This is a genomic window from Pseudomonas sp., assembly GCF_050739655.1.
Classification (GTDB): domain Bacteria; phylum Pseudomonadota; class Gammaproteobacteria; order Pseudomonadales; family Pseudomonadaceae; genus Aquipseudomonas.
Map to the genome: position 1 here is coordinate 16966 of NZ_JBOIBY010000523.1, position 20844 is coordinate 37809.

Annotated in this window: 17 protein-coding genes; 6 read left to right on the plus strand and 11 right to left on the minus strand. The window is 59.6% G+C overall.

The window, feature by feature from the left end:
* From ACRESJ_RS24740 to ACRESJ_RS24760, 5 genes are all read right to left on the minus strand, one after another.
* Entirely contained in the window at window positions 1-876 is an 876-nt protein-coding gene (locus ACRESJ_RS24740) for an ABC transporter permease (RefSeq protein WP_151143039.1), read from the minus strand.
* Entirely contained in the window at window positions 873-1829 is a 957-nt protein-coding gene (locus ACRESJ_RS24745; protein ID WP_431760249.1) for an ABC transporter permease, read from the minus strand. Before ACRESJ_RS24745 ends, ACRESJ_RS24740 begins: the two co-directional genes overlap by 4 nt.
* A gap of 45 nt (window positions 1830-1874) precedes the next feature.
* Complete coding sequence (locus tag ACRESJ_RS24750; RefSeq protein WP_431760250.1) at window positions 1875-3512, minus strand: ABC transporter substrate-binding protein; 1638 nt, start codon at window positions 3510-3512, stop codon at window positions 1875-1877.
* A 94-nt stretch (window positions 3513-3606) separates the two neighbouring features.
* A complete protein-coding gene (locus ACRESJ_RS24755; protein WP_431760251.1) occupies window positions 3607-4881 on the minus strand; it encodes an NAD(P)/FAD-dependent oxidoreductase in 1275 nt (424 codons plus the stop codon).
* A gap of 59 nt (window positions 4882-4940) precedes the next feature.
* Window positions 4941-5609 carry a haloacid dehalogenase type II gene (locus ACRESJ_RS24760; RefSeq protein WP_151143046.1) on the minus strand — a complete coding sequence of 223 codons (669 nt, stop codon included), beginning with the start codon at window positions 5607-5609 and terminating at the stop codon, window positions 4941-4943.
* A 584-nt stretch (window positions 5610-6193) separates the two neighbouring features.
* Between ACRESJ_RS24760 and ACRESJ_RS24765 the strand changes: the two genes are divergently transcribed.
* Together ACRESJ_RS24765 and ACRESJ_RS24770 are read left to right on the plus strand one after the other, a co-directional pair.
* Window positions 6194-7048, plus strand: coding sequence for a GNAT family N-acetyltransferase (locus ACRESJ_RS24765; RefSeq protein ID WP_431760252.1), 855 nt, complete (start codon window positions 6194-6196; stop codon window positions 7046-7048).
* Between the two features lie 60 nt (window positions 7049-7108).
* A complete protein-coding gene (locus ACRESJ_RS24770) occupies window positions 7109-7816 on the plus strand; it encodes a cupin domain-containing protein (RefSeq protein ID WP_431760253.1) in 708 nt (235 codons plus the stop codon).
* A gap of 33 nt (window positions 7817-7849) precedes the next feature.
* Here ACRESJ_RS24770 and ACRESJ_RS24775 read toward each other — a convergent pair whose 3' ends face one another.
* Genes ACRESJ_RS24775 through ACRESJ_RS24790 form a run of 4 tightly spaced genes read right to left on the minus strand, consistent with a single transcriptional unit; the run spans window position 7850 to window position 11840 of the window.
* Entirely contained in the window at window positions 7850-8938 is a 1089-nt protein-coding gene (locus ACRESJ_RS24775; RefSeq protein ID WP_431760254.1) for an ABC transporter ATP-binding protein, read from the minus strand.
* A 39-nt stretch (window positions 8939-8977) separates the two neighbouring features.
* Complete coding sequence (locus ACRESJ_RS24780) at window positions 8978-9775, minus strand: ABC transporter permease (protein ID WP_431760255.1); 798 nt, start codon at window positions 9773-9775, stop codon at window positions 8978-8980.
* On the minus strand, window positions 9772-10689 hold the full coding sequence (locus ACRESJ_RS24785) for an ABC transporter permease (protein WP_431760281.1): 918 nt from the start codon (window positions 10687-10689) through the stop codon (window positions 9772-9774). Before ACRESJ_RS24785 ends, ACRESJ_RS24780 begins: the two co-directional genes overlap by 4 nt.
* 23 nt (window positions 10690-10712) lie before the next feature.
* The gene (locus ACRESJ_RS24790) at window positions 10713-11840 is read right to left on the minus strand and encodes an extracellular solute-binding protein (protein WP_431760256.1); all 1128 of its coding nucleotides are present in this window, start codon (window positions 11838-11840) and stop codon (window positions 10713-10715) included.
* Window positions 11841-12260: 420 nt separating this feature from the next.
* On the opposite strand from ACRESJ_RS24790, the gene ACRESJ_RS24795 reads away from it, so the two are divergent.
* The 3 genes from ACRESJ_RS24795 to ACRESJ_RS24805 all read left to right on the plus strand — a co-directional run bounded on the left by ACRESJ_RS24795 (window position 12261) and on the right by ACRESJ_RS24805 (window position 15778).
* Window positions 12261-13043 (plus strand): creatininase, encoded by a 783-nt coding sequence (locus ACRESJ_RS24795; RefSeq protein ID WP_431760257.1) that lies wholly within the window; start codon window positions 12261-12263, stop codon window positions 13041-13043.
* 80 nt (window positions 13044-13123) lie between these two features.
* Complete coding sequence (gene gabP, locus ACRESJ_RS24800) at window positions 13124-14518, plus strand: GABA permease (protein ID WP_431760258.1); 1395 nt, start codon at window positions 13124-13126, stop codon at window positions 14516-14518.
* A gap of 240 nt (window positions 14519-14758) precedes the next feature.
* Complete coding sequence (locus ACRESJ_RS24805; RefSeq protein WP_431760259.1) at window positions 14759-15778, plus strand: GlxA family transcriptional regulator; 1020 nt, start codon at window positions 14759-14761, stop codon at window positions 15776-15778.
* A gap of 180 nt (window positions 15779-15958) precedes the next feature.
* Here the strand turns inward: ACRESJ_RS24805 and ACRESJ_RS24810 are convergent, their stop codons facing one another.
* Complete coding sequence (locus ACRESJ_RS24810) at window positions 15959-17299, minus strand: MFS transporter (protein WP_431760260.1); 1341 nt, start codon at window positions 17297-17299, stop codon at window positions 15959-15961.
* A 224-nt stretch (window positions 17300-17523) separates the two neighbouring features.
* Window positions 17524-18735, minus strand: a complete 1212-nt coding sequence (locus ACRESJ_RS24815) for a M24 family metallopeptidase (RefSeq protein ID WP_431760261.1) — start codon at window positions 18733-18735, stop codon at window positions 17524-17526.
* 715 nt (window positions 18736-19450) lie between these two features.
* Here ACRESJ_RS24815 and ACRESJ_RS24820 point away from each other — a divergent pair.
* Entirely contained in the window at window positions 19451-20824 is a 1374-nt protein-coding gene (locus ACRESJ_RS24820) for a glutamine synthetase family protein (RefSeq protein ID WP_431760262.1), read from the plus strand.
* The last annotated feature ends 20 nt before the right edge of the window (window positions 20825-20844 follow it).

The following is a 20844-nucleotide window of genomic DNA, read 5'->3' on the forward strand; positions in this document are numbered from 1 at the left end:
TCAATGCCCTCCCGTGCGGCGACTACGTCGGGACGACAGTCTGTCGATAAACAGGTTCACACCGATAGTCAGGGTGCCGATGGCCAGCGCCGGGATCACGATGGCTGGCGCGCCCTGGTTCAAGCCGCCGATGTTTTCCCGCACCAGCGAACCGAGGTCGGCATCGGGCGGTTGCACACCCAGGCCGAGAAAACTCATGCCGCTGAGCAGCAACACGATGAAGCCAAAGCGCAGGCCCAGGTCAGTCAGCACCGGGTTGAGCATATTGGGCAGGATTTCCACACAAGCGATGTACAACCGGCGTTCGCCACGGGTACGGGCGACTTGCACGTACTCCAGCGCTTCGATGTTCACCGCCATGCTGCGGGCGATGCGGAACGCGCCGGGGGTGAAACTCAACACCGCGGTGCAGACCAGCAAGGTCACCGAAGAGCCGAAGGCCGAAACCATGATCAGCGCCAGCATCTTGCTCGGGATCGAGATAAAGGCATCCATCAGCCGGCTGATGACTTCGTCCAGCCATTTGGGCGAAACCACCGACAGCAGCGCGCAACCGGTGCCCAGGCCACTGGCCAACACTGCTGCGATCAACGCCAGGCCAACCGTGAAGCGGGCGCCGACCAGCACGCGGCTGAGCATGTCGCGCCCCAGGTAGTCGGTACCGAACGGGTAAAGGGCGCTGATGCTGTCAAAGACATTGTCGGAGACCACTTCGCCCACCGGGTGCGGCGCCAGCCACGGGCCGAAGAACGCCACCAGCAACCAGATAACGCACATTGCAGCCCCGATCAGGCCCAGCCACGCCGGGCCATGGGACACCTTGCCAACCGACAGGTCGGGGGCCGCCGGCGTCGATTTCACAATGAGATTGTTCATTGGTTTCTCAGCCTCGGATTGGACAGAATCGCGCACAGGTCGGCAATCAGCACCAACCCCAGGTACGCCGTGCAAAACAGCATGGTGCAGGCCTGGACCAGCGCCATGTCACGGTTGGTCACGGCATCGACCATCAAGCTGGCGATGCCGGGATAGTTGAAGATCGTCTCGACGATGACCACACCGCCCAGCAAGTACGACAGGCTCAGGGCGATCGCGTTGGCAATCGGCCCGATGGCGTTGGGCAAGGCATGGGTCAGCACGATGCGCATCGGGCCTACGCCTTTGAGCCGCGCCATTTCCACATACGGGCTGTCGAGTTGATCGATCACCGCCGCCCGGGTCATACGGGCCATTTGCGCGACGATGACGCAGCACAGGGTCATCACCGGCAAGGCGTAAGTGCGCATGAATTGCCAGGGTGAAGTGATGTCGCTGGCATAGGACAGCGCCGACAACCAGCCCAGGTTCACGGCAAAGATCAGCACGGCCAGGGTGGCCACCAGAAACTCCGGGACGGCGACCATGGCCAGGGTGAAGAAGCTCAGGAAACTATCGATGCGCCCGCCCCGGCCCATGGCCGAACCGATGCCCAGAATCAGCGCCACCGGCACCGACACCAGCGCCGTGGCGGCCGCCAGCATCAGGGTGTTGGGTACACGGCCGGCCATCAACTCGCCGACCGGCATGGCGTTGGACACCGACTGGCCCATGTCGCCGCTGAGCAGGTTCATCAACCAGTGCAGGTAACGCACCACACCGGGCTGATCGAGCCCCAGTTTCAGGCGCAGTGCCGCCACCTGTTCCGGCGTGGCGAACTGTCCAAGAGATTGTTGCGCCGCGTCCCCGGGAAGGACTGCCGTGATCGCGAACACGACCATCGACACGATCAACAAAGTCACGATCGCGGCGCCCAGACGCCGGCCGATCAACCACAGTGTGTTGCTATTCATCGCCTACCCTCCTGCACTGTCCCTGACGTACTACTCAGATCACCATCAAGCGTCCAGCCAGATCTGCTCGGCGAACATGTAACCCATGAAGCCACCCAGCGGGTTGCTGCCGTAACCTTTGATGCGCTGGTCGACACCGTCGATGTTGCTGATGAACACCGGCACGCCGATACCGCTGTGGTCATGCACCAGGGTCTGCATGTCGGCGTACATTTTGCTGCGCTTGGCGTCGTCGGTTTCAGCGCGGGCGAGCATCAGCAACTGGTCGAACTGATCGTTCTGCCAACCGGATTCATTCCATGGCGCCTTCGACTGGAAGAACTGCGAGAACATCACGTCGGCGTTCGGCCGTGGGTTGATGTTGCCGAAGCTCAGCGGGTGCTTCATCCAGTGATTGGACCAGTAGCCGTCGCTCGGCAAGCGGTTGACGTCCAGCTTGAGGCCGGCCTGCTTCGCCGATTGCTGCAGCAGCACTGCGATGTCCACGGAACCTGTGGCTGCGGGTGACGCCACCAGCGGCATGCTGATGCTTTCCATGCCAGCCTTTTTCAGCAGGAACTTGGCCTTCTCCGGGTCATAGACTCGTTGCGGCAGGTCGGCGTTGTAGTAGCGCGAGCCGGGAGCGATCGGATGGTCGTTACCGACGACGGCAAAGCCACGGAACACGGCGGATTTGACCTGCTCGCGGTCCAGCAGGTACTTCATGGCCTCGGTGAATTCGGCACTTTTGCCTGGCATCTGATCCTGACGGATGATCAAGTCGGTGTAGTTGCCCGACGGTGCATCCACGACCCGGTGCTTGGCACTGGCCTTGATCCGGGTGGTGGAGCGTGGGTTGACCTCGTTGATCAAGTGCACGTCGCCGGACAGCAAGGCGTTGACTCGCGACGGTTCGTCGGAGATCGCGATGAACTCGATTTCGTCGAGGTACGGCAGGCCCGGTTTCCAGTAGCCGGTGTTGCGCGCGGCAATCGAACGTACGCCCGGTTTGAATTCCTTGACCTTGAACGGCCCGGTGCCGATGCCCTGGTTGAAGTCGGTGGTGCCTTCGGGAACGATCAGCAAATGCGACACGGCCAGGATCGACGGCAGCTCGGAGTTCGGCGCGCTTAGGCGAATCTGCACTTCGTTGGTGCCTGTCGCCTTGATCTCGGCGAACTGTTCCATCAGCGGCATGATCTTGGAACCGGTCAGCGGGTCCTTGTGGCGCGTCAGCGAGAACACCACGTCGGCGGCGCTCAGGGTTTTGCCGTTGTGGAAAGTCACGTCCTTGCGCAGGGTGATGGTCCACAGCGTGGCATCGGTGTTGTCGATGCGCTCGGCCAGCTCCAGTTGCGGCACCAGATGCGCATCGAAACGGGTCAGCCCGTTGTAGAACATGAAGTGGCGCACATAGTCGGTGGACAACGCGCCTTTGGCCGGGTCGAGGGTGTCAGCGGTGGAGCTGGACATACCAGCGACGCGAATCCGCCCGCCCGGCTTGCCTTTGCCGGGGGCCGCGGCTTCGTCAGCGAACAGTTTGCCAGCGGCGCCAAACAGGCTGCCTGCGCCCGCTGCGGCGACACCCGCCACACCGAGCATTTGCAGCGCACTGCGGCGTGACATGCCGCGATTGAGGCCTTCGAACACTCGCAGGCTTTCCTGGCCGGAGATCAGCTTGGAGTCGTTATTGTTGTCTGTCATATCGGTTATACCTGTCGAAATTAAGAAGGCTCGAGTGTCCCGGTTGACCGGAACGTCCTGGGAACGTAAACGACGGTGACGCCACAACATCAACTCAATGCAAATAGTCCTGAAAACGGTAATAGGCGCCCACGAACGGCAGGAACCACGGTTTGCCGAAGTGACCGGGAATCGCCGGCCAATCGAGTTCGCGCCACGGGTTGGCCTCGACTTTCCCGGCCATCACGTCGGCCATGACCTGGCCCATGTGCACCGACATCTGCACCCCATGGCCGCTGTAACCCATGGAGTGATACACACCGCCGTGCTGGCCGGCCCGAGGCAAACGGTCGGACGTCATGTCCACCAATCCACCCCAGCAATAATCAATTTTCACGTTGGCCAGCTGCGGGAACATCTGCACCATTGCCGCTTGCAGTACCTTGCCGCTCTTGGCGTCGTTGACACTGTCGGACATGGCAAACCGCGCACGGCCGCCAAACAGCAAGCGGTTGTCCGGGGTGAGGCGGAAGTAGTTGCCGATCATGCGGCTGGTGACATAGGCACGATGGCCTGGCAGCAACTGGTCAATCAGCGATTGGGGAAGCACTTCGGTTGCGATCACGAAACTACCCACCGGCACGATCCGCCGCCGATACCACCCCAGGCCGCCGTGCTGGCAGGCACCGGTCGCCAGCAATACTTGCCCGGCGTGCAGCGAGCCCTTGCTGGTGTTGACCTGATAGCCACCGGCCCGAGCTTTCCAGTCCAGCACCGAGGTGCCCTGGTGGATCAGCGCGCCGTGACGCACCGCCGCTTCGGCCAAGCCGACGCCAAAACGCCCGACGTGCATCTGCACGCCATTGCGTTGCAGCAAGCCGCCGTGGAACTGCGCCGAATTGACTTCGGCGCGGGTCTGCTCGGCGGACAGCAACTCGACATCGGCATCGACTTCACGGCGAATCAATTCGCACGTCCGTGCCAGGCCTTCGTAGTGCATCGGTTTGGCGGCCAGTTTCAACTTGCCGTTGCGGATCAGATCGCAAGCGATGCGCTCCTGCTCCACCAGCGACACCACGCTCTGCACCGCGCTATCGTAGGCCTGGTAATAGGCCCGCGCCTTGTCGGCACCGAGGCTGGCGCTGAGGCCGGCGTAATCCTGGGCGACCCCGGTGTTGCACTGACCACCGTTGCGCCCCGAGGCCTCGCCGATCACCCGCCCGGCTTCCAGCACCACGACACTGGCGCCCTTGAGGGCCAGCGCACGAGCCGCCGCCAACCCGGTGAAACCGCCACCGACGATGGCCACGTCGACTTGCCCGGGCAATGCGCCGAGCTGTGCACCGGTGAAAGCCGGTGCGGTGTCGAGCCAGTAGGATTCACTGCCCATGTTCAATCCGCCTATACCAAGAAGACTCTGCCAATAAACCTATGCCAATGAGAGTGCCGTTACAGACCGACCAATCCAGCCAGACCACCGATGTCCGGGATCTGGTGGTAGCTGTAGAAGGCATTGCCCGGTACTTCGTGACCACGGGCGACGAAGGCTTTGTTTTTGATCTTCATGTCGTGTGCCGGCATCAGGTCGTAACGGAAGCTGGAAGATACATGCAAGATGTCTTCCGGGCCGCAGTTGAGGTTGTCGAGCATGAACTCGAACGCCGCCAGACGTGGTTTGTAGGCCTGGGCCTGTTCGGCGGTGAAGACCTTATGGAATGGCGCGCCCAGCTTGTCGACGTTGGACATGATCTGGCTGTCACTGGCGTTGGAGAAAATCACCAGCGGGATCTTGTCGGCGATTTTCGACAGGCCGGCCGGTACATCCGGGTGCGGGCCCCAGGTTGGCACGGCGTCGTAATAGAGTTGACCTTCTTCGCGGTAGGCAATGCCCCAGCGCTTGCACGTGCGTGCCAGGGCCGTCTTGAGAATTTCGTCATAAGGCCTCCAGTCACCCATGACCTGGTCCAGGCGATAGGCCGAGAAATCCTTGACGAACTGATCCATTTGTTCCGCTGGAACGCGATCAGCGAACAGCTCGCGCGTCATCGTGCCCATGTGGAAATTGGTCAGCGTACCGTAGCAGTCGAACGTAATGAATTTGGGGCGAAGAAAGCTCATTGAGTGCGTTCCTGAAGTTCGTTGAGGTCATTGGCGCGACAAGCATTTGCCTGGTTTGCGAGGCAGCGATGCAACGCTGCAGCACACCGCCATTACAACACTGTGAAATCAGCAGATGGCGTTAAAAGCGATCTTCGTTCGATACAAATCACCGTTTTAGCCGTTTCCCTCAGCAGACTTTGCGGTGCGCACAAGCCTTGGGCAAAGCCCCTGTTTATGCGCTCTTATGGACCTTTACAGGCACCCAAGAACGGCACATACCGCCTTTTCCCGCAGAAACTGCGCCGCACGGCAGCATTAGCGACTGTTCATGCCGCGCTCGCCTTTCTCCCTCTTGATTGAAGCAATTAATGGCACATTCCAACCCTGAGTCGGCGAGTCTCGGGCCAAGCCTTTTATAGGGTAAAAAGACCCAAGCATTTGCTGCCGACCTCAGGCGCCAATTAAGTAGTAAGTGTGGTCTTGTGGCCTGTGCCTCGCGGAATCTGCCGAATATTCCCTAGCCCCTTGTCAGCCTTTCAAACAGATGGGATACAGGCGTCATCACGCCGCACAACCCGTCGCTCGCCTATCGGAGATTCGCCATGTCCGCCCCGCTTCCTTCTTACGTTTATCGCCCGATGACCCCCGCCGACCTGCCTGCGGCCCATGCACTGTCCGTGCAATTGAAGTGGCCCCATCGGCTCGACGACTGGGCCATGCTGCAACGGGTCAGCAACGGCTTTGTCGTGCTCGATGGCGAGCGTCTGATCGGCACGGCGTTCGCCTGTCCCCAAGGTGATTTCACCACCATTGGCCTGGTGATCGTCAGCGACGATTACCAAGGCAAGGGGATCGGTCGCAAACTCATGGAGCAAGCGCTTGGTGCCTGCCAGTCAAGCACTGCGATGTTGAACGCCACCCTGGCCGGTGCGCCACTTTATGCCAGCCAGGGTTTTGTCGAGTTCGGCTGGATTCAGCAGCATCAGGGCCAGGCGCAAGCCCCTTTGCCTGGGGCATTGGCAGATGGTGAAGAATGCCGCCCGCTGCACGAAGCGGATCAAGCGCGGGTGCTGGAGTTGGCCAACGCCGGCAGCGGACTGGATCGGCAAGCGGTGCTCACCGATCTGTTCACAGTCGTGGAGCACTCGGTGGGCATCGTGCGCGGCGGTCAGTTGCAGGCCTTCGCCCTGCTGCGCCCGTTCGGACGCGGTCGTTGCATCGGCCCGGTGATCGCCGAAAACCTTGAGCAGGCCAAACACCTGATCGCAACGCTGCTAACCCAGGTACCGGACGCCTTTGTGCGTATCGATATTCCGGCAGATTGTGGTTTGGCCGACTGGCTGGAAGCGGCCGGGCTGAAAAAGGTCGACACCGTGGCGCAGATGGCTCGCGGTGCAGCGCCACAATCGGCTAACGGCGTTCGGCAGTTTGCCCTAGTCACTCAAGCCATCGGCTGAGCATTGGGTTTGCCCCGATATCGCTACCCTACTCCCCTATACACATGGAGCGTCACCCGTATGTCCGAACCTACCATTGTGCTGTTGGCTCGCGCCGATGGCAGCCGTGTCGTCACGCCTTTCACGCAACAATCATTGAATGCTGCGGATCCATTCACCGAGGGTCGCCAGGTCGCCTGGTCCGGGACTGACGGCGTGTCTGCGGGCATCGTCGATACCGGTAAAACCCTTGATATCGAGGACTTCCCGCACACCGAAGTGATCGTGGTCCACACCGGCCACGTGACGCTGAAAACCCGGGAGCAGACGCTGGAACTGGCGGTAGGCGCCAGCGCGGTCATCGGTCGCGGCACCGCCCTGCGGATCGAGGCACAGGCCGGCTCGCAATGGGCGTTTTGCGCCATGGCCACAGAAGTACCAACGCCTGGCCTGACGTGGCTCGACCCGCTGGCGCTCCTGTCGCCTTCAGCAGCACCGGAGCCACAGATACTGATCGGTCCAACGCCGCAATGCCGGTCACGCAATGCCTTCGAAGATGCCGCCACCGATCTGCGCGTCGGCGTCTGGGACTCGACGCCCTACGAGCGTCGCGGCCGAGCGCACAAGCTCAATGAGCTGATGTATTTGATCGAAGGCAGCGTGACGTTGCAGGCTGCTGATGGATCGAGCGTGACGGTCAATACCGGTGACAGCGTGTTCGTTGCACAGGGTGCGCCCTGCGCCTGGAAAAGCACCCGTTATGTGCGCAAGGTGTATGCCGTCAAGTAAGGCGCCGGCAGACTTGACCGGGGGCTGACAACGTCAGTCCCCACGCAGAATCAGTGCATGTGCGCTGTCCCATTCGGCAAAGACCGTTTGCCCGCAGTGCAGGCCAAGCTGGTTGTAATCGGCATGGGGCTTGAGCACCTGCAACTCCAGCCCTCCGTCGGCTTCCAGATAGATATTCACCATCGAACCGATGAACTCTTCACCCACGACGGTACAGCTCAGCTGGTTGCGTCGGGTGGGCTGCAAGGTCAGGTTGATATGTTCGGCGCTGATGCACATACCAACGCGCTCTCCAGCGACCACCTTTTTAGCCTCGGGCAGTCTGGCCATGAATCCGCCGTGTGCCGAGTCAAGGCAAACCAACCCACTGTCAGCAAAGCCAATGACTGTGCCATCGAGGATGTTTTTACCGCCGACGAACTCGGCGACAAAGCGGTTGCGCGGCTCAAGGAAAACCTCCTGCGGCGAACCGACCTGTTCGACCCGCCCACGACTCATGATCACGACACGATCGGCCATGGCAAACGCTTCGGATTGGCTGTGGGTGACGTAGACAAAGGTGATGCCCAAGTCCTTTTGCAGCCCGGTCAGTACACCCTGCATGCGCACACTCAGATGTGCGTCGAGCGCGCTTAGCGGCTCGTCGAGCAGCAGTATCGGCGGTTCGGTGACCAACGAGCGCGCCAGCGCCACGCGTTGGCGCTGGCCACCGGAGAGCAGGCTGATATCGCGATGGGCGAACTCCTCAAGGCCCAGTCGCTCAAGCCACGCCAGCGCCTTTTTGCGTCGCTCGGCCTTGCCCATCCCTTTCATGCGCAGGCCGAATTCGACATTCCCAAGTACGTCCAGAAACGGAAACAGCGCCAGGTTTTGCCAAACCAGTGGCGTCTCTCGCTCCCAGGAATACAGATCGTTGATGCGCTCGCCATTGAGCCGAATTTCGCCTTCACTGGGTTTATCCAGCCCCGCGAGCATGCGCAGCGTGGTGGTCTTGCCGCATCCGCTGGAGCCCATGATCGCGACGAACTCGCCCTTGTAGATCTCAAGATTCATACGCTCGACAGCCTGATAGCTGCCGAAATGTTTAACGACGTTGTCGAATACCACCAGCGGTTGAGTCATGGCTGAATCCTTCGTGTGCGGATGATGGTCAGGGTGGTATCAGGCACTGGGGAGGTTGCGCCGCCGCATCAACAGCAGCTGCGCGAGGATCACCAGGGTCATGGTGGTGATAAAGACGATCGTGCCAATCGCGTTGATGGTCGGGCTCACTTGCCCCTGTAAGGTGTTGAGGATGCGCACGGGCACGGTCTCGTTAAGCCCCGACACGAACCAGGCGACGGCGAACTCATCGAAAGACACGGCCATGGTCACGAACAGCGCGGCGAAAATACTCGGTGCCGTGAATGGCAGGATCACGTAGCGCACGGCCTTCCACTGACTGCCCCCCAGGTTCCAGGCGGCCGCCTCGATGTTCGGGTCCATCTGCGCCAGGCGCATCCTGATGACCGCCATTGCGAACGGTGCACACATCACAATGTGGCTGATCATGACCGCGTAGATTTCCCCGGACAGCCCGACCCGCGACAGGAAAGCCAACATCGCCAGCCCCATGATCACCACCGGAATGGTCGGCGGCAGCATGGCCAGGGCCATGTAGATCGACTTGCCGAAGAATCGGTAACGGAAGTCGGTGTAAGCCGCGGTGAATCCCAGCAGGGTTGATACCAGCGACACCACGATTCCTGTCATGAGGCTGTTTTTGAACGCCTGCCAGACCGCCGGGTCGGCGGCGATCGTCTCGTACCAGTGCAGACTGAAGCCACCCAACGGTAAGGATGGGAAACGGTCGATGTTGAACGAGAACACGAAGCTGCCGGCGATAGGCATGAAAATGAACACGAACATCAGCAGGACAAAGCAGCGCAGCAAACCGTTGATCAGTCGATGCTCGTTCATGTGCGTCTCCGGTAAGCGAAGCGAACGGCGCCAAAGGCCAGGATGAGCAACGTCACGATCATCATCGTGGCGATTACCGCTGCCCGTGGCCATTGCTGACCGGATTTGGTGGTGTCAGTGATCAGCGTGCTCAAGGTCGGCGGTTGGCCACCGCCCAGATAGAGCGGGCTGACAAAGTCGCCGAACGTCAGGATGAAGCAGAACAGCGCCGCGACGACGATACCGATGCGTGCTGATGGCACCACCACCAAAAACATCGTGCGCAAGCGTCCGCAGCCCAGATTGTGCGCGGCCTCGATCAACGAGCGATCGATGTACATCAGGCTGAACAGTTGCAGCAGCACCACCAATGGCAGGCATAGGGTGAAGTAGCCGACATAAGTGCCGAACGTCGTGTTCAGCATGGCGAACGGCTCCAGCCCGAGTAGACCCAGCGCGGCATTGAAGATGCCGTTATCGCTGAGGAACACCTGCCATGAATAAGTGCGCACCAGATAGCTGGTGAAAAACGGTGTGACCAGCAACAACACCAACAACTGCCTGGTCGACTCGCGGAACTTGAAGGCGATCGTGTATGCGCAGGGAAAGGCCACCAGACTGACCAGCACCGTGGCGCCCGCCGCCATGGCCAAGGTATGGAGGTAGGCATCCCAGAAGAAGCCGCGGCTGAACATGTAGCTCCAGTTCTGCCACTCGAACGCCGGCACCATCCTGAAATTGCGTACAAGCCAAAAGCTGATGGCCACCAGGAACACCAGCGGCAGCACGAAGAACAGCAATTGCCAGATCAGGATCGGCATCGAGAAACACAGGCCAAACCACGGCAATCGCACCCTCTTGTTGCCGCGCGGCGTTTCGGCCTTTGCGTTACCGGCGAGCACCGACGGCGAAGTCTTCAACTTGTCTGAAATCACAGCGACCACCTCCACGCGATGGGTCAGGCACCCTTGTACTGCGACCAGAAATCGTTCCACTCATCCAGGCTCTGCCGGACCGGCAGTTCGCGGTACTGGATGCGACCCTCGCGGATGTCATCCATGACGTTGCGCTGGCCGAGCACCATGCCCTGGCGCCTGGCTTCGGCTGGATCGGCCTGGTTCAGCAGTTCCCAGCCCTTTTTGCTTGGAATGAGCGCTGGATAGGCGGCCATTTTCGCGGTCTTGACCTGGCCCTCAGGGGACGTGATGTATTGGATGAACTTCTTCGCCAGCTCCGGGCTACGTGCTTTTTTGGCAATGCAGTAAGACTCGGTCCATTGCAGCCCGCCCTCCTTCGGCAGCACGGTTTTCACCGGTGCGCCGGCACGCTGCAAGACACCGGTGATCCAGTCGCCGATGCCGCACATGGCATGGATCTGACCGTTCTTGAGCGATGAAAACGTACCGCCGTAGTCGAAGAAACCGCCGATCTGCGGGCGCAGGCTCATCATCTTCTGCTGCACCGCTTGCCAGTGCGCGGCGTCGATCTCGTAAGGCCGCGCATTACCGTTCATCAGGCTGATCTGGCCGAGGTTCGGCAGGTGCCAGTCGAAGTGCCCCACCTTGCCCTTCAGGCTTTGATCCCAGAACAGGTCGTAGCTGTTCACTTTGGATTCGGGAACGAGCTGAGTGTTGTAGGCGATACCGAGGAAGCCAAAGCGGATCAGCACCGAGTAGAGCTTGTCGCCCTGCCAGTGCCCAGGGAAATGCTGGAACTCGGGGTAGAAGTCGTCGAAGGGGTAGTCCGCAGGGTCGAGTTGCTCGATGTATTCACCGGCATTGAGTTGCTGGACATATTCAGCGTCGGACAGGATCAGGTCGAAGGTGCCGGGTGGTGACTGGGAAATCAGCCCCAGCATGTTGTCGCCGCCGGTGTAGTACTTGGCCCGGACCTTGACCCCGTATTGGCGCTCGAAATCGGCGACGATGTCGGGCTCCGCGTGTCCGGCCCAGGCGAGGATCACCAACTCCTTTTCCGCTGCGGCGAAGCTGCGCATCGGCAGCAAGCCCGAAAGCGCTGCAGTGCCTGCCAGGATGCTGGTGTTCTTGAGGAATGTACGGCGTGAAAGGTCGATGCGATTTTTCATTATTGTCTCGCCTGGATGATGGAAAGTACTTCTGGCCGTCTCGTACTTTTGGGGTTTTCTCCTGCCTGCCGTCACCGCCAACCAAACGCCTCATCGGCGGGTTCGATGCATTGCAGCAGTTCGCCATCAGCCATTTTTGTGCGAGTCCGACCTGGACTTTGCCAAACCCGACTTTTCACCCCTCTTGCCCAAAAGCGTCACTCACATACTTGGATCCACCAGCATAAATGCCAAATTAGAGGGTGTTTTGTCATTTACAGGTCGGATTTAGACAAATTGCCCCCCTCGCGATCTGGTCGAATCGCCCTCAGTGCCACCTTCGATTCCCGCAATCAAAAGGCCCGGCCTGACGACAGGCGAGCGAGTCCGACCACCGGCTGACAATCGCCAACAGGTCAATCATTTTCCAAGGGTGTTTAGATGAACAACAGTGTCGTTATTGGAGAACTCACCTGGCCGGAATATGCAGACAAGGTGGCTACCGGCTGCCCGATTTTTCTGCCCGTAGGTGCGCTGGAGCAGCATGGTCATCACATGTGCATGGAAGTCGATGTGCTGCTGCCCAGCGCGGTCTGCAAGGCGGTGGCGCAGAATGTCAGCGGCCTGGTTCTGCCGGCCCTCGCCTATGGCTACAAATCCCAGCAGAAATCAGGTGGCGGCAACCACTTTCCCGGCACGACCAGCCTCGATGGCGCCACGCTGACCCATACCGTGCAGGACATCATCCGCGAGCTTGCACGCCACGGCGCACGCAAACTGGTGATGATGAATGGTCACTTTGAGAACTCGATGTTCATTGTCGAGGGCATCGACCTTGCCCTGCGCGAGCTGCGCTACGGTGGCATCAATGACTTCAAGGTGGTGGTGCTGTCCTATTGGGACTTCATTAACGATCCGGCCGTGATCGCAAAGCTGTACCCCGACGGATTCCTCGGCTGGGACATCGAACATGGCGGTATTTTCGAAACGTCCCTGATGCTGGCCCTGCACCCCGACAAGGTCGATCTGACTCGCGCCGTTGACCATCCGCCTGCCACCTTCCCACCCTATGACGTCTTCCCCATCATCCCGGAGCGCACACCCGCCTGCGGAACCCTGTCGTCCCCCAAAGGCTCCAGCCGCGAGAAAGGCGAGCTGATTCTCGAAGTCTGTGTCTCGGGCATCAGCGCCGCGGTACGGGAAGCTTTCAATCTGGAGACATAAAGCGCGCACGGACGTGCCGATCCACGCACTACACGGTTAATGCTTCACCCTCCCCAAGTACAATAAAAAGGGTAAGTCTCATGTCCAGTAGCTCAAATCTGGCCCCTGGCCTCAAGCAGCGCCACGTCACCATGCTCTCCATTGCCGGCGCCATTGGTGCCGGCCTGTTCATCGGTTCAGGGCACGCCATTGCTTCGGCAGGTCCCGCCGCCATCCTGGCGTACATTTTGTCCGGCACCCTGGTGGTGCTGGTGATGCGCATGCTGGGAGAAATGGCCGTGGCATCGCCCGATACCGGTTCGTTTTCGACCTACGCAGAACGCGCGATGGGCCGCAGCGCCGGCTTCACCATCGGCTGGTTGTACTGGTGGTTCTGGGTGCTGGTGATTCCGATTGAAGCCATCGCCGCTGCAGCGATTCTCAATGCCTGGTTTCCCTCGATTCAAACCTGGGAGTTCGCGATAGCGGTCACCGGCCTGCTGACATTGACCAACCTGTTCAGCGTCGCTCGCTACGGGGAGTTCGAATTCTGGTTCGCCATGCTGAAAGTCATTGCGGTACTGGGTTTCATCGCGCTGGGTGCGCTGGCCCTGGTGGGCGCACTTCCGGATACGACCGTCAGTGGTGTCGCTCAGTTGAGCAGTCAGTTTGGTGGTTTCATGCCCAACGGCATGACAGCGGTTGTCGGTGCGATGCTCACCACCGTGTTCAGCTTCATGGGCACGGAAATCGTCACCATCGCCGCTGCCGAATCGCGCAACCCCTCCAAACAGATCACCCGTGCAACCAATTCTGTGGTCTGGCGCATGGGCATTTTCTACATCGTGTCGGTGTTCCTCATCATCTCCATCGTTCCGTGGAACGACCCCATGCTGGTGCAAGTCGGCTCTTATCAGCGCGCCCTTGAGTTGATGCATATTCCCAATGCGAAAATGATCGTGGATATCGTCGTGCTGATCGCTGTAGCCAGCTGCCTTAACTCGGCCATCTACACCGCGTCGCGCATGGTTTATTCGCTGAGCAAGCGCGGCGATGGCCCTCGGGTTCTGCAGAAAACGTCGGCTTCAGGAGTGCCTTTCATAGCGGTGCTGGCCAGCACGGCCGTCGGCTTTTTGACCACGGCACTCAATTACTTTGCGCCCGACGAAGTCTTCTCCTTCCTCCTGGCGACCTCTGGGGCGGTTGCGCTGTTGGTCTACCTGGTGATTGCTGTTTCCCAGCTGGTATTGCGCAAAAGGATGAATGCCTCGGGAGAACCAATCGCCTTCAAAATGTGGTGTTTCCCTTGGCTCAGCTACCTGGTGATTGCCGCGATCCTGAGCATTCTGACGGTCATGTTGATCTTGCCCCAGCACCGTATGGAAGTGATTGCAACGGGCGCTCTGACCCTGTCCATCGTTTGTATGGGCGCCATCTTCAACGCCAGGAAGCGGACCGTGCAAACCGCTGAGATGGGTCAAACCGAGAACGCCTGACAACCAAGACCCTTCATCACCGTTCACCTCTTTGCGGCCTGCTTTCCACCCCGAGCAGGCCGTTTTTTTTCGTTCTGTGTTTTGTCGCATTTCCCACCCGTCATGATTCATTGATCAGGCGCCCGGTGTAAGATTCCATCAACCCGTTAACAGGGCTGATAACCATAAAAACAAGATGACGTTGACCCTGCCTGCAGCTGCTGCGGGGCACGTCACTGATGCAGTTGAGGAGCGGCAATAATGGCGAAACTCCAAGTGGCGAAACGCGCTGCAGGACGTTCGGCAGATGAACAACAGCCAGTGAAAACCATAGGCTTCCTGATCATCCCCAACTTCACCACCATCGGCTTCGCCTCCGCCGTGGAAACCCTGCGCATGGCCAATCTGGCCGCGCGCAAAACCCTGTACCGCACCGTCATCATCGCCACCAGCCTGGACCCGGTCACGGCCAGCAATGGCATGCGCGTGCTGCCCGACCACACCATCAATGATGCACCCAAGCTGGACGTGCTGTTCGTTGTCGGATCGAACCCCATCGTCGCCAATCACAGCAGCCGACCACTGCTCAATTGGCTACGCAAGCTGGCGCATGATCAGGTGCCACTGGGCGGGATTTGCACGGGCAGTCACCTGTTGGCGCGCGCCGATTTGCTCAAGGGCTATCGCTGCACGATTCACTGGGAGGACATCGAAGCCCTGAAGGAGCGTTTTCCGGGGATCATCATTTCCAATCAACTGTTCGAGATCGACCGTGATCGCTACACCTGCTCCGGCGGCGTGGCCTCCATGGACATGACCCTGCAATTGATCGCCCGCAACCAACCCGGAGGTCGTGACATAGCGGCCCACACGGCCGAGTTGCTGTTGTGCGATCGGGTACGGGGGGCGCAGGAGCAACAACGGGTGCCATTGCGGCAAAAGCTCGGTACTTCGCAGCCCAAGCTCAGTCAGATGGTGGCGATCATGGAAGCCAATCTCGAGGAGCCGGTGGGTCTTGAGGAACTGGCGCGATTGAACGAGGTGTCGGTGCGGCAACTGGAGCGGCTTTTTCACAAGCACTTGCAACGCACACCGAGTCAGTACTACCTGGAACTGCGCCTGTCACGGGCGCGACAGTTACTGCTGCGCAGCGAATCCCAGGTCCGGGATATCGCCCTCGCCTGCGGCTTCGTTTCCCCAGCGCACTTCTCCAAGTGCTACAGCCGTTTTTTCGGAGTTTCGCCCATTGGTGAGCGCAAGCAGGTAGCGGCGGTGCATTGATTCAGAACACCGATTTTGTGTTCACTGAAAATCTCCTGTGGGAGCTAGCCTGCTAGCGATAGGGGCTTCACATTCAAAGAAGATATCGAATGTGCCGCCGTCATCGCCAGCAGGCTAGCTCCCACATTGTTTTTCGGTTGATCGCAGATTCTGTGGCCGACTCAAGAACGCCGCAGCCAGTCAGTCCTGCAACGCTTTATGCGCCGTTTCCCGGCTCGCCAGCATTGCAATCAATGCCACCGCCGCAGCCGCGAGCAGATACCAGGCCGGGGCCATTTTGTTGCCGGTCAGTTGGATCAGCCAGGTCGCGATGAACGGCGCGGTGCCCCCGAACACTGCGTTGGCGATGTTAAAGCTGAAGGCAAAACCACTGAAGCGAACACGGGTGGGGAATATCTCGGCGAGGAAGCACGGCAAGGTGCCGTCGTTCATCGCCAGGATCGCGCCGAAGGCAATCTGGATCATCAGAATCACGATCAGCGGCTGATTCTCCAACATCCCGAACAGCGGGAATGTCAGCGCCAGGAACAACACTGAAGCGATCAGCAACATGGTCTTGCGCCCAAACCGATCCGACAGCTTGCCCATCAGGAAAATCAGCCCGATATAGGTCGCCAGCGACACCGTCGAGGCCAGGAACGAATCACTCTCGCTCATGCCCATTTCGGTGGACAGATAGGTCGGCATGTAGCTGAGCAACAGGTAGAACGCCACGGCATTCAGGCAGGTTGCGCCGATGCCGATCATCACACTGCGTCGGTGTACGGTCAGTAGTTCACGCACCGGAGCATGGGTCGCGCCCTCCTTCGCCTCAAGGCGCTTCTCCATCTCCAGGAACTTCGGCGTGTCTTGCAGACTCATGCGGATATAACGCCCCACCAACCCGAATGGCGCAGCCAGCAGAAACGGCAAGCGCCAGCCCCAGCTGTGCAGGTCCTCGACACTCATCCAGGCATGCAGGCCAGCGACGAACACCGCGCCGAACAGCAAGCCAGCTGCCGTACTGGCCGGGACGATGCTGGTGTACAACCCGCGTTTACCCTCGGGCGCGTACTCGGCGAGGAAGGCAGACGCCCCGGCGTACTCCCCTGACGCAGAGAAACCCTGGAACAGGCGAATCACTAACAACAAGGCCGGTGCCCACAGGCCAATATGGTTGTAGGTCGGCAGGATGCCGATGCAAAACGTCGAGACCGACATGATCAGAATCGACCAGGACAGCGCACTGCGCCGCCCGTATTTGTCGCCGAAGTGGCCCCAGACCAGCCCGCCTAGCGGACGGACGATAAACGACAGCGCGAACACGGCGAACGTCGCCAGTAGCGCGGTCGTCTTGTCGGTTTGCGGAAAAAACGTCAGTGCGATAACCGTTGCCAGATAGCCGTAGGCTGCATAGTCGAACCATTCGACAAAGTTGCCCATGAAACTGGCGCTGGCGGCGCGGCGCAGGGCCTTGCGCTCGGCAGTCTGTTCAAGTGCCTGGGCCATGGTGGGCGTCAGGCTTGCGCTTGGAGTGCTCATAGGGCACCTCCATGAGTAGAGGTGCGGTTGGCGGGATGAACGGTTGGGACGCAGAACATGACAGAAACCCCCTATTGTTGTACTTGGCAGGGTCAAGGGTCAGTAAATGCTGCGCGCTTTTGGCGTGCATGCGTTGTTTTTTTCGGTACAACCCGGCCACGTTGACGGCCGGTACCACTCACCAAAAAGAAACGCCGCACAGGGTCACTGTGCGGCGCGGGTGCTTACTTCTTGATGATGTTGTGTTCAGGGCCATACGGGAATTTGGTGATGTTTTCCCCGCCCTGTTCATTGACGATCAGGATGTCGTGTTCACGATACCCGCCGGCACCTGGAAGGCCTTCGGGCAGCATGATCATCGGCTCGATCGACACCACCATCCCTGGTTCCAGCACTGTATCGATGTCTTCGCGCAATTCCAGCCCGGCTTCGCGACCGTAGTAATGGCTCAGCGTGCCGAAGGAATGGCCGTAGCCGAAGGTGCGGTATTGCAGCAGGTCGTTTTCCAGGAAGATCTCGTTCAATTGCTGGGCGATGTCGCAGCAGCGCATGCCTGGCTTGATCAGTTTCAGACCGGCTTCGTGCACCTTGACGTTGACTTCCCACAGGCGCAGATGCTCATCGGAGCAGTGGTCAAGGAACAAGGTACGTTCCAGTGCGGTGTAGTAACCGGCGATCATCGGGAAGCAATTGAGGCTGAGGATGTCGCCCTTGTTGACCTTGCGCGACGTCACCGGGTTATGCGCGCCATCGGTGTTGATACCCGACTGGAACCAGGTCCAGGTGTCCATCAGTTCGGAATCCGGGAAGGTGCGGGCAATTTCGCGCACCATCGCCTGGGTGGCATGCAGGGCGACTTCGTATTCTGGAACCTGGTCACGCAAGGCTTCGACGATGGCAGCACCACCGATGTCTGCGACGCGGGCACCATGACGGATGATCGCATGTTCTTCGGCGGACTTGATCATGCGCATGCGCATGCACGGTGCGGCGATATCCACCAGCTCTGCCTGCGGATAGCGGCTGGCCAGTTTGTCGCGATTGAGCAGATTCAGGTGGTCGGATTCAATACCGATGCGCCCGGCCTTGGGCAGCGCCTGTTGGATCGCGACGAAGTAGTTATCGCGCTGCCAGTCGGTGTACACGATGTTGTCAGTGCCGACGGTACGGCGCCATGGCTGACCACCGTCAATGTTGGCGCTGATGGTCACGGCGCTGTCCTGGGTCACGACCAGCGCATACGGACGCCCGAAGGAGCAGTACAGGAAATCGCTGTAGTAATTGATGTTGTGATAGGAGGTGAAGACGGCCGCGTCGATATTGTTCTGCGCCAGATAAGCCCGCAATTTGGCCTGACGGTTGGCGTATTCCTGAGCGGAGAACGTCGGGCTGACTTTTTCACCGTTCTTGATCTGGATGGTTTTCGGCATTTGCATGTTTTTTATCCTTGTCATTGATCGAGGGACAGAAGGCGCCAATCTGGCGGGCCGCTGAAGATCATTCGAACAGATGCAAAGTCCGGTTTTTTGCGCGAATCCGACCTGTAGTTGGTCATATCCGCTGTTTGCCAAAAGGCCCTTTCACGGCCTGGTCGCCAATGAACGCATGCATTCTGTAGGAGCTGTCGAGTGGAACGAGGCTGCGATCTTTTGATTTGGAAAAAGGCAAGATCAAAAGATCGCAGCCTGCGGCAGCTCCTACAGGGGGATGCGCCCGTGGAGGTGTTCATCCGGGGGGCAGGCGCGTAGCGCCGTGCGGCGAAGCCGCGCACATCGAGAGGAGGTGCAGCGCAGCAAACCGGAGGCGATGCCCCCGGATGGACACCGGAGCGAGGGAATGCCGAGCCTAGGCGAGGCACCGTACGTCAGGGGATAAAAGCGCTTGGTTACTTGGCGCTCTTCCAAGTAACCCGCTGTAAAAGCGGAACCAATAGCAGCCGTTACCGCAGCAACGGATATGTACTCGATCGTTGCCAAAAACCTTCAGGGCTACCATTAAACACCCACGAAAACTTGCGAAAAGCGACAGTAGGCTAAGCTATGTTCAGCTTATTGCCCACGATGCTCACGGCGGCAGTTGTTGGAATTATCTGAAGAGCGTCTGCAACAGCTATTTCGGACAAGACCCAACAATTTGCGCAGGAAAGCCGTGATGACCGAGCCTCTACTCAGTTTTGACGAACTCAAGCGTGCTGCCGCTTCCGGCGAAATCGATACCGTGCTGGTGTGCATGGTCGACATGCAGGGACGGTTGGTTGGCAAGCGATTCCAGGTCGAGTTTTTCATCGACAGCGGCCATGAAGAAACCCACTGCTGCAACTACCTGCTGGCCGATGACATCGACATGGAGCCGGTACCCGGTTACGCCGCCGCCAGTTGGAGCAAAGGCTACGGTGACTTTGTGCTCAAGCCCGACATGCGCACCTTGCGCAAGGTGACCTGGCTTGAGTGCACGGCGCTGGTGCTGTGCGATGTGCTGGACCATCACCATCGCCAGGACCTGCCCCACAGCCCACGGGCAATCCTGAAAAAACAGGTCGAGCGCCTGCGTGAACGCGGCTACACCGGCATGTTCGCCTCGGAACTGGAGTTCTACCTGTTCGACGAGAGCTACGAGTCCATCCACAAGCGTAACTACTACAAACCCAAGACTGCCGGGCACTACATCGAGGATTACAACATCCTGCAGACCACCCGCGAGGAACCGGTGCTGCGGGCGATTCGCAAGCATCTGCAGGCCTGCGGCATTCCCGTGGAGAACTCCAAGGGTGAATGGGGGCCGGGCCAGGAAGAGATCAACATCCGTTACGCCGATGCCATGACCATGGCCGACCATCACGTCATCATCAAGCACGCCTGCAAGGAGATCGCGCAGCTGCAAGGCAAGGCGATCACGTTCATGGCCAAGTGGCGCTATGACGCCGCCGGTTCCAGCAGCCACATCCACAATTCGCTGTGGGACAAGAACGCCAAGAAGCCGCTGTTCTTCGACGCCAAGGCCGAGTTCGGCATGTCGAAACTGATGCGTTCCTGGGTGGCCGGGCAGCTCAAGTACGCCAACGACATCACCTGTTTTCTTGCCCCCTACATCAACTCCTACAAGCGTTTTCAGGCGGGCACCTTCGCCCCGACCCGCGCCGTCTGGAGCCGCGACAATCGCACCGCCGGTTTCCGCCTGTGCGCCGAAGAGAGCAAGTCCATACGCATCGAATGCCGTATCGGCGGCGCCGACCTCAACCCCTACCTGGCCTTCGCCGCGCTGATCGCCGCGGGGCTTGCCGGCATTGACGAAAAACTCAGCCTCGACCCGCCCTACGAGGGCGATGCCTATGTCGACGAGCATTTGCCCGAAGTCTCCAAGACCCTGCGCGACGCCAGTGCCGCGCTGAAAGGCTCGGCCATGTTGCGCGAGGCTTTCGGCGATGAGGTGATCGACCACTACGTGCACACCGCCGATTGGGAACAGAAAGAGTACGACCGGCGAGTCACCGACTGGGAACTGCAGCGCGGCTTCGAGCGCTATTGAACACACCAGGGTCGAGAACA

Excerpts from the sequence above, each read along its gene's own strand:
- ACRESJ_RS24780 (WP_431760255.1), bottom strand. The coding sequence starts at position 9,775 with ATGAACGAGCATCGACTGATCAACGGTTTGCTGCGCTGCTTTGTCCTG.
- ACRESJ_RS24755 (WP_431760251.1), bottom strand. The coding sequence starts at position 4,881 with ATGGGCAGTGAATCCTACTGGCTCGACACCGCACCGGCTTTCACCGGT.
- ACRESJ_RS24745 (WP_431760249.1), bottom strand. The coding sequence starts at position 1,829 with ATGAATAGCAACACACTGTGGTTGATCGGCCGGCGTCTGGGCGCCGCG.
- ACRESJ_RS24810 (WP_431760260.1), bottom strand. The coding sequence starts at position 17,299 with ATGAGCACTCCAAGCGCAAGCCTGACGCCCACCATGGCCCAGGCACTT.
- ACRESJ_RS24750 (WP_431760250.1), bottom strand. The coding sequence starts at position 3,512 with ATGACAGACAACAATAACGACTCCAAGCTGATCTCCGGCCAGGAAAGC.
- ACRESJ_RS24795 (WP_431760257.1), top strand. The coding sequence starts at position 12,261 with ATGAACAACAGTGTCGTTATTGGAGAACTCACCTGGCCGGAATATGCA.
- ACRESJ_RS24775 (WP_431760254.1), bottom strand. The coding sequence starts at position 8,938 with ATGACTCAACCGCTGGTGGTATTCGACAACGTCGTTAAACATTTCGGC.
- ACRESJ_RS24790 (WP_431760256.1), bottom strand. The coding sequence starts at position 11,840 with ATGAAAAATCGCATCGACCTTTCACGCCGTACATTCCTCAAGAACACC.
- ACRESJ_RS24740 (WP_151143039.1), bottom strand. The coding sequence starts at position 876 with ATGAACAATCTCATTGTGAAATCGACGCCGGCGGCCCCCGACCTGTCG.
- ACRESJ_RS24760 (WP_151143046.1), bottom strand. The coding sequence starts at position 5,609 with ATGAGCTTTCTTCGCCCCAAATTCATTACGTTCGACTGCTACGGTACG.
- ACRESJ_RS24770 (WP_431760253.1), top strand. The coding sequence starts at position 7,109 with ATGTCCGAACCTACCATTGTGCTGTTGGCTCGCGCCGATGGCAGCCGT.
- ACRESJ_RS24820 (WP_431760262.1), top strand. The coding sequence starts at position 19,451 with ATGACCGAGCCTCTACTCAGTTTTGACGAACTCAAGCGTGCTGCCGCT.
- ACRESJ_RS24815 (WP_431760261.1), bottom strand. The coding sequence starts at position 18,735 with ATGCAAATGCCGAAAACCATCCAGATCAAGAACGGTGAAAAAGTCAGC.
- gabP (WP_431760258.1), top strand. The coding sequence starts at position 13,124 with ATGTCCAGTAGCTCAAATCTGGCCCCTGGCCTCAAGCAGCGCCACGTC.
- ACRESJ_RS24765 (WP_431760252.1), top strand. The coding sequence starts at position 6,194 with ATGTCCGCCCCGCTTCCTTCTTACGTTTATCGCCCGATGACCCCCGCC.
- ACRESJ_RS24805 (WP_431760259.1), top strand. The coding sequence starts at position 14,759 with ATGGCGAAACTCCAAGTGGCGAAACGCGCTGCAGGACGTTCGGCAGAT.